This is a genomic window from Sorangium sp. So ce834 (genome assembly GCF_051521425.1).
In the GTDB taxonomy this organism is placed as follows: domain Bacteria; phylum Myxococcota_A; class Polyangia; order Polyangiales; family Polyangiaceae; genus Sorangium; species Sorangium cellulosum_D.
In genome coordinates this window covers 5,600,897-5,616,371 of sequence record NZ_CP150351.1, presented here as the reverse complement: position 1 = coordinate 5,616,371, position 15,475 = coordinate 5,600,897, and the positions used below count along the sequence as shown (strand labels likewise).

At 71.6% G+C, this 15,475-nt stretch carries 9 protein-coding genes; 4 read left to right on the top strand and 5 right to left on the bottom strand.

Going from position 1 to position 15,475, the window contains the following annotated elements; genetic code table 11:
- Nucleotides 1-119: 119 nt before the first annotated feature.
- From WMF20_RS20215 to WMF20_RS20205, 3 genes are all read right to left on the bottom strand, one after another.
- Nucleotides 120-1,922: a glycoside hydrolase family 44 protein gene (locus tag WMF20_RS20215; RefSeq protein ID WP_437615973.1), complete on the bottom strand. Its 1,803-nt coding sequence runs from the start codon at nucleotides 1,920-1,922 to the stop codon at nucleotides 120-122.
- 147 nt (nucleotides 1,923-2,069) lie between these two features.
- On the bottom strand, nucleotides 2,070-4,547 hold the full coding sequence (locus WMF20_RS20210) for a serine/threonine-protein kinase (protein WP_437615972.1): 2,478 nt from the start codon (nucleotides 4,545-4,547) through the stop codon (nucleotides 2,070-2,072).
- A complete protein-coding gene (locus WMF20_RS20205; protein WP_437615970.1) occupies nucleotides 4,544-5,293 on the bottom strand; it encodes an RNA polymerase sigma factor in 750 nt (249 codons plus the stop codon). Before WMF20_RS20205 ends, WMF20_RS20210 begins: the two co-directional genes overlap by 4 nt.
- Nucleotides 5,294-5,479: 186 nt before the next feature.
- On the opposite strand from WMF20_RS20205, the gene WMF20_RS20200 reads away from it, so the two are divergent.
- A complete protein-coding gene (locus tag WMF20_RS20200) occupies nucleotides 5,480-6,775 on the top strand; it encodes a hypothetical protein (RefSeq protein ID WP_437615968.1) in 1,296 nt (431 codons plus the stop codon).
- A 19-nt stretch (nucleotides 6,776-6,794) separates the two neighbouring features.
- On the opposite strand, the gene WMF20_RS20195 is transcribed toward WMF20_RS20200, so the two are convergent.
- Both WMF20_RS20195 and WMF20_RS20190 read right to left on the bottom strand, forming a co-directional pair.
- Nucleotides 6,795-8,297 (bottom strand): hypothetical protein, encoded by a 1,503-nt coding sequence (locus WMF20_RS20195; RefSeq protein WP_437615966.1) that lies wholly within the window; start codon nucleotides 8,295-8,297, stop codon nucleotides 6,795-6,797.
- A 296-nt stretch (nucleotides 8,298-8,593) separates the two neighbouring features.
- Nucleotides 8,594-9,469 (bottom strand): hypothetical protein, encoded by an 876-nt coding sequence (locus tag WMF20_RS20190; RefSeq protein WP_437615964.1) that lies wholly within the window; start codon nucleotides 9,467-9,469, stop codon nucleotides 8,594-8,596.
- Nucleotides 9,470-10,311: 842 nt separating this feature from the next.
- Between WMF20_RS20190 and WMF20_RS20185 the strand changes: the two genes are divergently transcribed.
- The 3 genes from WMF20_RS20185 (at nucleotide 10,312) to WMF20_RS20175 (ending at nucleotide 15,387) form a co-directional block, all read left to right on the top strand.
- Nucleotides 10,312-11,601 carry a hypothetical protein gene (locus WMF20_RS20185; RefSeq protein ID WP_437615962.1) on the top strand — a complete coding sequence of 430 codons (1,290 nt, stop codon included), beginning with the start codon at nucleotides 10,312-10,314 and terminating at the stop codon, nucleotides 11,599-11,601.
- A 205-nt stretch (nucleotides 11,602-11,806) separates the two neighbouring features.
- The gene (locus WMF20_RS20180; protein WP_437617147.1) at nucleotides 11,807-13,936 is read left to right on the top strand and encodes a molybdopterin oxidoreductase family protein; all 2,130 of its coding nucleotides are present in this window, start codon (nucleotides 11,807-11,809) and stop codon (nucleotides 13,934-13,936) included.
- A complete protein-coding gene (locus WMF20_RS20175; protein ID WP_437615960.1) occupies nucleotides 13,936-15,387 on the top strand; it encodes an FAD-dependent oxidoreductase in 1,452 nt (483 codons plus the stop codon). Before WMF20_RS20180 ends, WMF20_RS20175 begins: the two co-directional genes overlap by 1 nt.
- Nucleotides 15,388-15,475 lie beyond the last annotated feature (88 nt).

Genomic DNA, 15,475 nt, shown 5'->3' with positions numbered 1-15,475 from the left:
GACCGCCGCGGCCCCGAACACCGGGATCGCCCTCCGGAAAGACCACGTCGTGGAGTACGGCGTCTCCGACGAGCGCCCGGCGTTCGGCGGAGCGGCGCCGGGGCAGGCCCGGCGAGCTCCTACCGGGGCACCAGCACCGAGACGCTGTGGGCCGGCATCGCGTACGTGAAGGCGTTCGTGGCGCCCGGGGTGACCGCATTCGCAGGCACGAGATCGGCCTTTGCGGCCGTGAGCTGCCACACGTCGACGGCCGTGTAGCTCGCGTAGGCGGCGAGGGTCACCGCGGCCGTGAGCGGGGCCGCGGTCTTGTTGATGGCGACGAGGATCATACGGCGCGGATCGGCCTCGTCGATGCTCGCGTACACGGTGGCCTTCGCCACGTCGCTCGTCTCGGCGTGGATGGACGTGTCGCCGAAGCGCGCGCCTTTCCCGTCGTAGCTCGTGAACGCCCGCACGCCGGCCCGGAGCATCGAGACCTCCTCGCCGGGATCCCAGATCGTCGCGAGGAACACGCCCTCGCGGCCGAAGACGCCGAGCGCGTCGGCCTGGGCGATCGCGCCGGAGATGTGGTTGCCGCCCCCGTAATTGTACTCGGTGAAGCCGATCTCGGTGCCCGGGTAATGCGCGTCGATGAGGCCGCGGAGCCACGGGATGAGCTTGATCGGGCCGTTCAGCACGTCGTTCGCGATCCAGCTGTCCTCCTTGAAGGTGGGATCCCAGAGCGAGCGCGGCGCCTGGACGCGGGCCTCCACGGACTCGGGCGAGGAATCATCGCCCGTGATGCGCTCGCCGTTCGCGTAGATCTCCGTGTACCAGTGCAGATCGAGCACGTCGACGAGGCGGTGCCCCGCGCTCGCCTCGGCGGCCTTCATGGCGTCGAGATAGTGTTCGATGAAGTTCTTTCCGCCCGCGTCCGGCGCGCCCTGCAGGCTGACGTAGCCGGAATACCCGTACGAGACGAAGCCGGTGACGAGCGCGTTCGGCGCGACGTCCTTGACCGCGGAGGCGAACTCGATGTTCTTCTCGACGAGCTCGGCGTAGGTCACCGGATCCGGGTGGATGCGCTCGTGGGTGTGATTCCAGAGGTCGGGCTCGTTGTCCAGCGAGAACAGGACTCTCGCGACCTCGCCCTGGAAGGCGTCGGGGAAGGCCTGCTTCATCCAGGCGACGAACTCGTCCTGGTACACGGCATCGTCGCCGAGATTGGGCGCCGCGGAGAACGGGGCGCCCTTGCGCGCGATCGTGGGGTGAAAGCGCGTCCGGAGGTAATTCGGGGTCTTGTTGACGTCGCCGTTGCCGTCCTTGTCGGCCGCGACATACCCGCAGATCGGGATGGTCGCGATGAAGGCGGCGCCGTGCGACAGCGCGTCCTCGGCCAGCACGCGCACCGCCTCGCCGGGGACATCGCCGTTCGGGCTGTTGCCGACGAGGTGGGCGTCGTTCTGGAACATGTAGTCCGCGCCGGCGTTGGAGGCGTTGTTCTCCCAGTTGTAGGCGGTCATGCGGTTGCCGCCCATGCGCACGACGCTCGTCCCGCGCTGCTCGCCCTCCAGATCCTCGGCCCAGTTGGCCCCGTAGATGAGCGGGCTGATGGGGCGCATCCCCTGATCGGCGCGCACGGTGAAGGTGACATCGCCCTGCCCGGGGTCGCCGGGCTCGACGACGTCCGCGGGAAGATGGCCGCCCGACCCGCCCTGGCCGCCGCTGGTCGTGCCGGTGCCGCCGCCCGCAGCGCCCGTGCCGCCGCTGGTCGTGCCGGTGCCGCCGCCCGCAGCGCCCGTGCCGCCGCCCGAGGCGCCGGCGCCGCCGCTGCCCCCCGGAGACGTGTCGCCGTCGTCGCCGCAGGCAAGGAGGGCGGCCGACGCGAGCAGGGCGAACAGGACCCGCTCGCGAGCAAGCGAACCAAGTGTAGAAATTTTCATTACAAGGGTCTCCTGTCGGCCATCATTTCCCGAGCAGCTTAAGTTAGATGTATTTATTAAGCGGTGGCCCCCGTCCGGTTGGCACACCTGGCGTCTCGGCGGTCCACACGTTCGCGGCGCTGTATGCGGCAATTACCCCATCACCCGCTATCGGCGGATCAGCGCCGGGTCCATCGGATCGACCTCGCCGGGAGGTGGCTTGGCGGCAGGGCGCGCTTGCTCGACCGCGGGCGCAGCAGGGCGGCTGTCCTTGGCCGGCGGCGCGGCGGGACGGGCGCGTGCGCTGGACGGCGGGCGCGCTGGCGGGCTCGGCGGCGCCGCTGCGGTCGTGGCCCCCGCGCCCTGCGACGGCGGCGCGCCGTCCGGGAGGTCGGCGCCCCGCGAAGGCGGCGCGCCCGCGGAGGCCTCGGCCTCCGGAGCGGGCGCCGCCGCGCTCGCCGCCGCGCTTGCCGCCGCCGCGGGCGGCCGTGGCGGCGCGGGCGCGGCGGCGCTGCGCTGGAGCGCGTGGCTCGGGATCGGCGTCTCCTCGGTCGACGGCGCCGTCGCGCCGGCGGAGGCAGGCGCCGCGGGCGGGCCCTCCGCGCCGCCCGGAGCGCGCAGCACGGCCACCAGCCCGGCGCCCAGCGCGATCGCCGCGCCCGCGACCAGGACGAGCGCGCCACGCCGCCCCCTGGACGCGGCCGGTGCATCCCAGGTGCGCGCCGTGATCGCCCGGTCCGAGGGGACGCCCTCCGGGCGCGCGGCCGGCGCGCCCGCGCTCAGGGCCGGCGCGGCGCTCGCGTCCGCGGCCGCCGCGCCGGCCCCGGCGACGCGGACGATGCGCTCGACCGAGAGCCGAGACCCCTCCGGCGCGTACGGCCCGAGCGCCTGCGCGAGCTCGGCCACGCTCTGAAAGCGCCGCGCCGGATCCTTCTCCAGGCAGCGGAGCACGACCGCGGCGAGGCCCTCCGGGGCCTCGGGGCAACCCTCGCGGAGCCCGGCGGGCGCCCCGGCGGCGATCTTCGCGCCCATGGCCATGAAGCTGCCCGCCGCGAACGGCGGACGGCCGGTGAGGAGCTCCTGCAGGACCACGCCGAGCGACCAGATGTCCGTGCGGGCGTCCACGCGCTTCGTGCTCTCGAGCTGCTCCGGCGACATGTACAGCGGAGAGCCCATGATCGCGTCGGGCGCGGTGATGCTCACGTCGAGCGGGAGCGTCGCCGCGTGCGCGCCGTCGCTCGCGCGCGAGATCTTCGAGATGCCGAAATCGAGCACCTTGACGAGCGGCGAGCCGTCGCGCCGCGCGGTGAGGAACAGGTTCGACGGCTTCAGATCCCGGTGGACGATGCCGAGCGCGTGCGCCTCGGCGATCGCCTCCCCCGCCTGGAGCACGTAGTCCACCGCCACCCCGACCGGCAGCCGCTTCTTCTCGTGCAGGACCTGCCCGAGGTCCTTGCCGCTCAGGAACTCCATCACGATGAACGGCGTCTCGTCGTCGAGCGTGCCGACGTCCATCACCCGCGCGACGTGCTCGCTCTCCAGCCGCGACGCCGCCCGCGCCTCGCGAAGGAAGCGCGCCACGTCCCCGCCGCTCTTCCTGCCGCGCAGGAGCTTGAGCGCCACGTTCCTGTCGAGCGCCTCGTGCCGCGCGAGCAGCACGACGCCCATCCCGCCGCTGCCCAGCGTCCGGACCACCCGGTACTTGCCGGCGAGCAGCGCCCCCGGCGCGGCGGCCTGCGCCGGGTCGCCGGCCGCCGCGGCCGGGGCGGCGCCGAGGCCCTCGTCGGCGAGGAGGACGGCGAGCTGGGCCGCGACCTCGGCGGCGCTCGCCGGGCGGACCTCGGGGGCCTTGGCGAGCATCCGCGCGACGAGCGCCTCGAGCGCCGGCGGGGCGAGCGGGCAGAGCTCCCGGACCGCGGGGGGCCGCTCGACGAGGATCTTCACAAGCACCGCCTCGGTGTCCGCGCCCGAGAACGGCGCCCGGCCGGTCAGGCACTCGAAGAGCACCGCGCCGAGCGCGAACAGGTCGGTGCGCGCGTCGGGGGTCGCCGCGCCGCGCACCTGCTCGGGCGCCATGTAGCTCGGCGTGCCGACGAGCGTCCCGGCGCCCGTCACCGCGGCCGCGTTCGGCCCGCGCGCGAGCCCGAAATCGAGGAGCTTGACCCGGTCGACGGCGCCGTCCTGCAGGAAGATGTTGCTCGGCTTGATGTCGCGGTGGACGAGGCCCTTCTCGTGCGCGGCGGCGAGGGCCGAGGCGACGCCGTGCCCGACCTCGGCCGCGTCGCGGACGCCGAGCGGGCCGGCGGCGAGCCGCTCCGCGAGCGTCACGCCCACGAGCCGCTCCATGGCGAGGTACCGCTCGCCGAGCGGGGTGCTTCCGTGGGCGACGTAGCCGACGATCCCCGGGTGGGAGAGCGCGGCGAGCGCCTCGGCCTCCCGGTCGAACCGGGCGCTCGTCGCCTCGTCGACGTCGCGCAGGACCTTGAGGGCCACGCTCCGGCGCTCCTCGCGGTCCCAGGCCTCGAAGACGACGCCCATGCCGCCCTCCCCGAGCAGCGTGTCGACCTCGAACCTGCCGGCGACGACCTCGGGCTCGGCCGCGAGCGAGACGAGGCGCCCGACCCCCGCGTCGTCGAGGAAGGTCACCGGGCGCCCCCGAGCAAGGCGCGGGACTCGGCCTCGAACTCGGCCTCGGAGCCGGTGATCTCCCGGAGCTTGTCGAGGAGCAGGCCGCGGAACTCGCGCCGCGCGAAGGCGAGGTAGTTGGTCACGTCGGTGACCTTGATGCCGAGCTCCGCGGCGAGCTCGGCATAGGTGGGGCGGCCCTCGGGGCCGTCGTCGAGCACGTAGCGCTCGAAGACGCGGAAGGTGAGCTGCTTGCCGCCCCGCTCGCAGCGCTCGCGGAGCGCGTCGACCGCCATCCCGACCAGGTGACGCGTCCACTCCCGGTCGAAGTACGTGTCGATCGAGTCGGGCGCTGGCACGGCGAGCGCTCCAATCTCCCGCTCGGCAGAGGGGAAGTCAAGGCTCAGCGTCACCGTATGTCCGCCGCGCTTCTGTCGCCCGCTGCTCTCGGCCTCCTTCATGACGAAGCGGTCGAGGCACATCTTCAGATAGGTGCGGAACAGCGCCCGCGCCGGGTCGTACGCGGAGAACGTGCGCTGCTCGAGCGCGCGCGCGAAGAAGCCCTGCGTCAGGTCGGCGGCGCGCTCGCCTTCCATGCGCCAGCGGACGCGGAGGTGCTTGTACACCGGCTTCCAGTAGGCGCGCACCAGGATGTCGAACGAGCGCGCGCGCTCGGCCGGGTCGTCGCTGCCCACCGCGACGACGGCGGACCGGCGGGTCGTCGGAAACCTGCCTCGCGGGGGCTCACGCGAGAAATCGTCGGGCATGTCTAAAGGAACGCGGGGGCCACGCGGAATAGGATCATCGATGAGGCGAAGCTATCACAGGCCCACCCAGGTTACCTTCACGGCGCTCGGCGTCCCGGCCGCATGCCCGGAGATCGGGCTGGCAGGCCCGAGCGATGCTCCGACGGCTTCTGAGACCTCCGACCGCTAGCGCCTCCCGAGGACAACGTGAAACCGCTCCGTCCGCTCCGTCGTACGCTCTTCGCTCCCCTCTCGGGGGCGCTCCTCGGCGCCGCGGCGCTGCTCTCGGGCCGGCAGGCCGTCGCCGAGGAGAGCGCCGCCGAGCAGCTGTTTCGAGAGGGCCGCGCGCTCCTGGTCGAGCAGCGCTTCGCCGAGGCCTGCCCCAAGCTCGAGGAGAGCCAGCGGCTGGAGCCGAGCCTGGGGACGAAGCTCAACCTCGCCTTCTGCCACGAGCGGCTCGGCCAGGTGGCCACGGCCTGGGTCGGCTTCCAGGAGGCGCTGATCACGGCGCGAACCGCGGGGGACGCGGCCCGGGAGGCGTTCGCCAGGGCGCGGCTCGACGCGCTCGCGCCGCGGGTGCCGTGGCTCCGGGTGCGCGCCTCGGCGGGCGACGCGGGCGCCGACCAGGTGACGATCCTGCTCGACGGGGCGGCGCTCGATCCGGTCGCGTGGGACAAGGATCTGCCGGTGGATCCGGGCGAGCACGTCGTGGCCGCGGCGCACCAGGGGGAGGTCTTCTGGGAGACGACGGTGGCGCTGAAGGAGTCGGAGCGCGTGGACGTCGCCGTGCCGGCGCCCGCGCCGGCGGAAGCGGCGCCGGAGCCGGCGGAGGCGGCCGGGCCGAGGCCGGCGCGGCGGCCCGCGGCGCGGCTGCCCAGGGCGCGGCTGCTGCCCGACGCGCAGCGCGATGGAGCGCGCGACGAGAGGAGCGTGCGCGCCGCCGCGCCGGGCGTATCGGACGGCCTCGTCGTCGAGGGAGGCGGACACATCGGCTATCTCTGGTTGGACGCAGACAAGATGGATGTTTGCGCCACCACCACATATGGGGAGTGCTATTACTCTCTCTCCGACGGTAGCTTTCTCGCAGGGGCGACGGGGTTCATCGGATACAAGGCGACGGAGCGCCTGGACCTCGGCGTTCGCGCCCACCTCAGCCTCCACTCGAGCGCGGGCCTGCTCATCGCTCTCGGCCCGTCGGTGTCGTACCCGCTCGGCGATCGCTTCAGGGTGGGATCGTCGCTGCTCTTCGGCACGGCGACGCAGAGCGGGACGGCCTACACGGAGAGCTATGCGTGGAATGAGAACGGCTACGAATACGGTGGAGACATGGTGGAGGCCAGCGTGCCGCTGGGATTTTCGCTGGGCCTGGGCGCCGAGATCGGCATGAAGCTCACGGACAGCCCGTCGGGCTCGCTCTTTTTGCAGGCCACGCCGCTGTTCCTCGTCGGCGCGGACGGCGCGGCGGCGTCTCTGCCGCTCGGCGTGGCCTACCGGTGGAACTGATGTCCTGAGCCGGCGGCGCTCAGGGCGCGGTCACGACGGTGATCTCGCCGGTCGCGTACAGCGCGGAGGTGTCCCAGGCGAGCCCTGGGGCGAGCGGCACGTCGATGTTCACCGAGGCGAACGCCCCCGTGAGGTCGCCGCTCCAGCCGAGCAGAGCCAAGGTGTCCCCGGCCTGGAACGACACCGAGCCGTCCGCCGGCCGGACCTCGAGCGCCCCGTCGAGGTGGACGTCGCCGTCCACCTGGAGGAGCGGCGAGGCGCTCGAGCCTGCGACGGTCACGCGGAGGGCGGCGCCCGGCCCCTGGGTGTAGCTGCCGGCGACGACGGTCGACGGGTGGACCTCTCCGACGGAGAGCTCGCCGGCCAGGACGTTGTCGAGATCGCCCACGAAGCTGCCGGTCTCGAGGCGCCCGCCGGCGAGCTCGAAGTCGCCCTCCGCGACCTCGATCGCGCCCGCGATGAGGTCGCCGTCCGCGAGGCGCACGGAGGGCCCCAGGTAGGGATAGGGAGAACCGCCGACCGTCGGCGCGGTCCGGAGCAGGCCGCCGATGCTCACGAAGGCGTGCTCGTCCACGAGGAGCGACGGGGACTGATTGCCGATGGCAAAGACGGTGACGTCGCCGCTGTTGAGCCACGATGCGTAGACATCGTTCGCCTTGACGAAGCCACCGCCGAGCTCGGAGTGGATCTCGGTGTCCTCCGTCACGAGGGTCCCGTAGGCCCCGACGGTCAACGTGCCGTATCCGCGGTTCGCCCCCACGCGCAGGAGCCCCTGGTTGGTCCACGTGCCGCCCCAGCCGCTCACGGTCGCGTGGCTGTTCCGGAGGTCGTCGCCGTCGATGCTCGCGCCCACCGTGAAGAGCTGGCCGCGGTGGATGTTCAGGAGGCCGCGGCTCGCCACGCCGAGGGCGAACTGCCCCGTGCTCACCCACTTCGTCGCGGAGCCCGTGATGACGACCTCGCCGCCGCAGATCGAGCAGCCGTGGACTCCGCCGATATACACGTCATGGGAGAAGAGGCTCCCTCCTTGCTTGAGCTCGACGTAGCCTTGACCAAGGTCGCCGATGTAGGTGTTTCCTCCGCTCGTCAGGGTGGCGTCGTACCCCTCGACGAACAGACGACCATAAGCCTGCGAGCCCCTCGCGCCCACCACGAGATCATCGGTGATCACCTCGGCGCCGCTCCGGACGACGACCCAGCCCTCGGAGAGGTTGGCTCTGCCGATCCCCATGGATCCATGGTTGATCCACGTCGAGCCATACCCCTCGACCAGGACGGTGCCGAAGCCGGCCGGCCCCCCGTTCACGGAGGCGCCGGGGCTGATCAACGTCCCGGCATCGGTCACCTCGACCGTCCCGGAGCCCACGACGAGCTGGCTCGTCCCCAGGTCCCAAGGATCGGATGGGTTCTGAGGCGACACGCCTCCCGCGATGGTCACGTCTGCGTGGGCCTGTCCCGCCATGCCCGCCGACGCGGCGACGAGCAGCGCCGAGAGAGCGCATCGAGCTTGGTAGTTCATCATTCTGATTCCTCCACGAGAAATTTCAGCGCGCGTGAGAGCGCACCATCGCCTGATGCCTCCTCAGCGCCGGGGCACCCTGCGAATGTGGTCTCCCACGATGAAATGGATAGGCGAGTCGATTCACCATTGCAATGAATTTCGCCATGTCGTCGCGACCCGGGTCCGCATGTGACCGGATGGTAGAAATCGAGTCGCGCGAGCCCGGCAGCGTGCCTGTCGATGGACGTGCACGCTGCCCCGGGGCGCGGTGGGTATGAGCCCCGAAGCCTTCACGCGATGTCTGCCTGTTCAGCGTTCTAGCCGCTCGGCGGCGCGCCCTCGGGCGCCACCTCCGGTTCGGTGGGCGCGGCCGCGCCGGCGGTGTCCGCGGGCTCGGTCGCGGGGTCGTTGGATGACGCGGCGCGGCCGCCGCGGCCCTTGTAGAGCGACGGCGCGATCGTGTCGGCGTCTCCGTCGTTCCAGCGCAGGTAGGTCACGGCGCGGCGGGTCTGGTCATAGGCGCGCACGAGCAGCGCGAACGCGCGCGCCCGCTTGTCCGCGGCCTCGGTCGGCCCGGGGCCCTTGCCGTGCTCCCGCGCGCCGAGGGCGGTGAGGAGCTGCGGCCCGATCTCTCCGGCGCGCTTCACCTCCTCCTCGGTCGCCGCCGTCTTGCCGGCGATATCGGACCAGCGCCCGCCGAGGAGGGCCGAGAGCGCGACGAGGTCGTTGGCCGTGTCGACGTGCCCGTGGCCCGCGCGGATCTCGGCGACGGCCGCGGCGTCGAGCAGGCCGCGGCGGGCGAGCGCCTCGGCGTCGCCCAGCAGGTTCTCGCGCAGCGCGGCCGCCTCCGCGAGCAGCGGCTTCAGCGCGTTCTCGGCGCCTCCGCTGGACAGCCACAGGAGGTGCGCGTACCAGGCGGCGAGCGCGTACGTCTCGAGCCGGTCGAGCAGCGCGAGCTCGTGCTGCTGCAGCTGCGCGGCGATGGCGGGGCGCAGCGCGCGCAGGCCTGGCAGCACGCCGAGCACCTTGGAGACGGCGCGAGGGATGTCGATCTTGATGGAAACGAGTCGATCCGGGCTCAGCGACTCGATCTCGGGGAGGGTCCTGTCGAACGCCGCCGCCGCCTGGGGCGGGGCCGCGAGCGCGCTGGGAGCCGGCTTCTTCTTGCTGACCGGAGAGGAAGGCTTGGCCATGAGGGGAACACCTCTCGTCGAAGTCCTTCGCCGGGCGGCGAAGGGACACTGGCGCCGTGCTCCCTACTCCCCTGCGCTGGACGTGTTGTGACCGTCCGGCGCGCGCCGGACGTTCGTGCCAGGGGTAAGCACCCTTCCCGATCGGTCAACGGACATGGCAAGATTTCGACGGTCGATGGCCGACCGCCGCGATGCTGTGCCCGCGCAGCTCGGCTATCCGGGCGGGGCCGCCTCCGATGGCGGAGGAAAGCTCAGCTATCCGGGCCGGGCCGCCTCCGATGGCGGAGGAAAGCTCAACTATCCGGGCCGGGCCGCCTCCGATGGCGGAGGAAAGCTCAACTATCCGGGCCGGGCCGCCTCCGATGGCGGAGGAAAGCTCAACTATCGGAGCCAGGCCGCCTCCGATGGCGGAGGAAAGCTCAACTATCCGGGCCGGGCCGCCTCCGATGCCGGAAGATCGACCCGGCGAGCGTTTGGCCAACGAAAGGCTTGCCATTGCGAATCGATCCGAATATGGATGCAAACATGGGAGACCACGCTCGCCCGGTGCTCCGGAGCTGCGAGGGAGGACCAAGGCAATGGGTGGGCTCTCATGGGGACTGAACCTTGTCGTGGAGGTATGGAGATCCATGAACTACCAAGCTCGATGCGCCCTCTCGGCGCTGTTTGCCGCTGCGTCGGTGAGCGTGGCAGCACCAGCCAGCGCAGACGTGACCATCTGGGGAGCCGTCTCACCCCAGAATCCAACCGATCCCTGGGACCTGGGGCCGAACCAGCTCCGCGTCGGGGCTGGAACGGTCGATGTTACCCATGGCGGGACCTTGATCAGCGCCGGCGCATCCGTGAGAGCGGGTGGTGACAATGTCGGCAGCATCCGGGTCGACGGATATGGCTCGACGTGGGTTAACCATGGATCCATCGAGATCGGCGCGAGCCTCGTCGAGAGCTGGGTCATCATCCGGAACGGCGCCGAGGCGACCACCGATGATCTCGTGGTGGGCGCCAGGGGCTCGACGGGCGATGGCTATCTGATCGTCGAGGGGTACGACGCCACCATGACGAGCACAGCGAACACTTACATCGGCCACACTGGACAGGGCCACGTCGAGCTCAAGCAAGGCGCGAGCCTCTTCTCGCACAATGTCTATATCGCCGGAAGCGGCGGCTGCATGAGCTGCGGGGGTGACGTCGCTATCACGGGGTCCGGGACGCAGTGGGTGAGCACGGGGGAGTTCGTCCTGGGGGTGAGGAGCCATAGCTCGCTGGACATCTACCGCGGCCAGCTCTTCACGGTGAATGCACGCATCCTCGGCGACGACATCGGCTACATGACCAGCCATGCGAGCGTGAGCGGCTGGGGCGGCACGTGGACGAACCAGGGGCTCCTGCGCGTCGGGTCGAACTATGGATACGGCACGCTCACCGTCGGGGCCTACGGGACCCTCGTGACGGAAGACACCGAGATCCGCTCTCAGCTCGGCGGGGGCTTCGTCAAGGTGAACGATGTCTATGCATCGTGGCTCAACAGCGGCGACGTCACCGTCTCTGCCATCGGCAACCAGTATCCATCGCTCCTGGTCGACAATGGCGCCCTCGTGAGCATCGGCGGCCTCCTCCGGACGGCGCCCTGGGCCGGCGGCGATCCCTACCCCTACCTGGGGCCCTCGGTGCGCCTCGCGGATGGCGAGCTCATCGCGGGCGCGATCGAGGTCGCGACGGGCGACTTCGAGTTCGCCGGCGGGCGCCTCCAGACCGGCAGCTTCGTGGGCGATCTCGCCAACACGCAAGCCGGCGAGCTCTCCGTCGGGGAAGCTCACCCATCGACCGTCATTGCCGGCAGCTACAGCCAGGGGCCAGGCGCTACCCTGAGCATCACGGTCGCGGGCCCGAGCGCCGTGCCGCTCCTCCAGGTGGACGGGGACCTCCACCTCGACGGGGCGCTGAGGCTGCTCCCGGCCGACGGGTCCGTGTCGTTCCAGGCCGGGGACGTCATCGCCGTGTTCGGCTGGAGCGGCGGCCTCACGGGGACGCTCACCGCCGTGGATATCGACGTGCCGCTCGCCCCGGGGCTCGCCTGGGACACCTCCGCGGTGCAGACGACCGGCGAGATCACCGTCGTGCCCGCGCCCTGAGCGGCCGTCGGCGTCACGCGCGGGGCCGATCCTGCGACCGGGGCGAGCTCCTGCGCGGCGCCGGCGGCGACGATCTCGGGCAAACCAGGCGATCCCGATCTCCGCGTCCGATTTACCCGCCGCACATTTCGGCGAAACTCATGGGAAACACGGCGACCGCTATACCCGGTCCTGCGTGTTCGTCGAGGACGGCCACGCCCCCTCCATGGCCGCGCGCTCCTCCCTCCACCTCAAGGTCGTCACCGCCGAGACAACGCGGACCCACTGCCCGTACTGCGCCTTCCAGTGCGGCATGGTCGTGACCGATCTGACGCCCTTCTCCGGGCCGATCGAGGTCCGGCCGGACGAGGAGTTCCCCGTCAACCGCGGGCAGATGTGCATCAAGGGGTTCACCTCCGCGGCGCTGCTCGATCATCGCGAGCGGCTGACGTCGCCGCTGCTCCGCGGGCGCGACGGCCGCCTCCTCCCCGCGCGCTGGGACACGGCGCTCGATTTCATCGCCGAGCGGCTCCTCCGGCTGCGCGAGGCCCACGGTCCCGCGGCGCTGGCCGCGTTCGGCAGCGGCGCCCTCACGAACGAGAAGACCTATCTCCTCGGCAAGTTCGTCCGCCTGGCCCTCGGATCGCCGAACGTCGATTACAACGGCCGCTACTGCATGTCCTCGGCGGCGGCGGGACAGAACAAGGCGTTCGGCGTCGATCGCGGCCTGCCGTTCCCGGTGTCCGACATCGCTCAGACCAAGGCGCTCCTCCTGTGGGGCGCGAACTGCGCGGAGACGCTGCCGCCCATCATGCAATGGGTCTACGCCCAGCGCGACAGCGGCGGCGCGCTGATCGTCGTCGACCCGCGGCGGACCGACACGGCGCGCGCGGCGGCGCTCCACCTCCAGCCCACGCCAGGGTCCGACCTCGCGCTCGCCAACGGCCTGCTCTACCTGGCGCTGGAGGAGAAGCTCGTCGACGCGGCCTACATCGCCGCGCGCACCGAGGGCTTCGACGAGCTCCGGCGCGTCGTCCTCTCGTACCACCCGGCGCACGTCGAGCGGCTGACCGGGGTCTCGACGCAGGACCAGCTCCGGGCCGTGCGGCTGCTGGCCGAGGCGCCGAGCAGCATGCTGCTCTCGGGCCGCGGGCCGGAGCAGCAGTCCAAGGGCTCGGACACCGTCCTCTCCTTCATCAACCTGATGCTCGCGCTCGGCAAGGTCGGCAAACCCTACAGCGGCTATGGCTGCCTGACCGGACAGGGCAACGGCCAGGGAGGCCGCGAGCACGGCCAGAAGGCGGATCAGCTCCCGGGCTACCGGCTGATCGAGAACCCGGAGCACCGGCAGGCCATCGCCCGCGTCTGGGGGATCGACCCGGCGGAGCTGCCGTCCAAGGGGAAGAGCGCCTACGAGCTGCTCGACGCGCTCGGCCCCCAGGGCGGCATCCGCGCGCTGCTCGTGTTCGGCTCCAACGTGGTGGTCGCGTCGCCGAACGCGCTCAACGTCGAGCGCAAGCTCGCCGCGCTCGATCTGCTCGTGGTCTGCGACGCCTTCGTGAACGAGACCGCGGCCTCCGCCCACGCCCTGCTCCCCGTCGCCCAGTTCGCGGAGGAGGACGGCACGATGACGAACCTCGAAGGGCGGGTGATCCTGCGGCAGCGGGCGCGCCGGCCGCCCCCGGGGGTGAAGAGCGATATCGAGATCTTCTGCGAGCTCGCGCGCCGGCTCGGCGCGGGCAAGCACTTCCAGTACGAGGGCGTGGAGCAGGTGTTCGACGAGCTGCGGCGGGCGACCGCGGGCGCGAAGGCGGACTACAGCGGCATCACCTACGACAGGATACGACGCGAGCGAGGCGTCTTCTGGCCGTGCCCGTCGACCGAGCACCCGGGGACGCCGCGCCTCTTCGCCGATCGCTTCCATCACCCCGACGGCCGGGCGCGCTTCCACGCCGTCCACCACCGGCCGGCCGCCGAGCTCCCCGACGACGCGTATCCGCTCTACTTCACGACCGGCCGCTACAAGGAGCATTACAACTCGGGCGCTCAGACGCGCCGGGTCTCCACGCTGGACGAGGCCAAGCCCGAGCCGAAGGTCCAGGTCCACCCCCGGCTGGCGGCGCGGCTCGGCGTCGTCGAAGGCGACTGGCTGCTCGTCGAGAGCCGCCGAGGATCGGTCGTCTTCCGGGTCTCGGTCACGCCGGAGATCCGGCCCGACACGCTGTTTGCGCCGTTCCACTGGGGCGGCAAGAAGGCCGCCAACGTCCTCACCAAGCCGGCGCTGGACCCGACCAGCCGGATGCCGGAGTTCAAGGTGTGCGCCGTCAGGGCGCGCCGGGTCTCGGAGTCGAACTGATGCGAAGGAAGGACCTTGTCGTCGTTGGCAATGGCATGGCCACCTGCCGCCTGCTGGACGAGCTCGTCTCGCGCGGCGCCCGGGACCGCTACGACATCACGGTGTTCGGCGAGGAGCCGGGCGGGGCGTACAACCGCGTCCTGCTCAGCAAGGTGCTCTCGGGCGAGGCGCCCGACTCCATCGTGACGAAGCCGCCGGCGTGGTACGAGCGGAACGGCGTGAAGCTCGTCGGCGGGACGCCCGTGGAGCGGCTCGACACCGCGGCGAGGACGGTCGTGACGGAGGGCGCCGCGGCCCATCGTTACGACGTCGCGGTGATCGCCACCGGGAGCCGGCCGCTCGTCCCGCCGCTCGAGGGGATGACGACGGCGGAGGGCGACCTGCGGCCGGGCGTCTTCGTCTACAGGACCATGGACGATTGCCTCCGGATGCGCGGCCACGCGCGGGCTGGAGACAACGCCATCGTGGTCGGCGGCGGGCTCCTCGGCCTGGAGGCCGCCAAGGTGCTGAGCGACATGGGGCTGCACGTGACCGTCATCCACGTCGCCAAGGGCCTCATGAACGCGCAGCTCGATCAGATGGGCGGCGACATGCTCGAGCAGCAGATCGAGCGCTGTGGGATCTTCGTCCGCACCGGGCGCACGGTCGAGGCGATCTGCGGGGACGAGGTGGTGGAAGGGGTCCGGCTCGACGACGGCAGTGTCTTGCCGGCGGACATGGTGATCTTGGCGTGCGGGGTGCGGCCGCGCGTCGACGTGGCGCGCGCCTCGGGGCTGCCCATCAACAAGGGCATCGTGGTCAACGACACCATGGCCACCCAGGTGCCCGGCGTCTACGCGATCGGGGAGTGCGCGGAGCACCGGGGCAAGCTCTACGGCATCGTGACGCCGATCTGGGAGCAGGCCGCCGTCCTCGCGGATCTCCTGACCGGCGCGAACCCGCAGGCGCGCTACCGGGGGTCGAAGCTGTACAGCCGGTTGAAGGTGGCGGGGGTCGACGTCACCTCGATGGGCAGCGTCGAGCCGGAGCTCGAGAGCGACGAGGTGCTGCAGATCGTGGAGACGCGGAAGTGCACCTACCGGAAGCTCGTCCTCCGCGACGGGCGGCTCCTCGGGGCGATGTTCGTCGGCAACACCGCGGCCTCGGCGGCGCTCGTGCAGCTGTTCGACCGCAACGATCCGCTGCCGGCCGACCCGCTGGAGGTGCTCTGCGCGGGCGGCGGCGCGGGGGCGGCGGCGCAGAGCGAGCGGATGATCTGCAATTGCCACAAGGTCAGCGAGTCTGCGCTCCGAGAGGCGATCCAGGGGGGCGCCTGCACGCTCGAGGCGGTGTGCGCGGCGACGAAGGCCGGCACCGGGTGCGGCTCGTGCCGCAGCGAGGTGGCGCAGATCGTGGCCCGGCACGCGCCCGCGGAGGAGCCGTCCGCGGGCCGCATCGTGGCCGCGGGGTAGACGCGAGATCCTGGGCTCATGATGAGGAGAATTTGAGCCACAGAGGCACAGAGGGCACAGAGAAGAGAGAAGAGAAAGAGAGATGAAG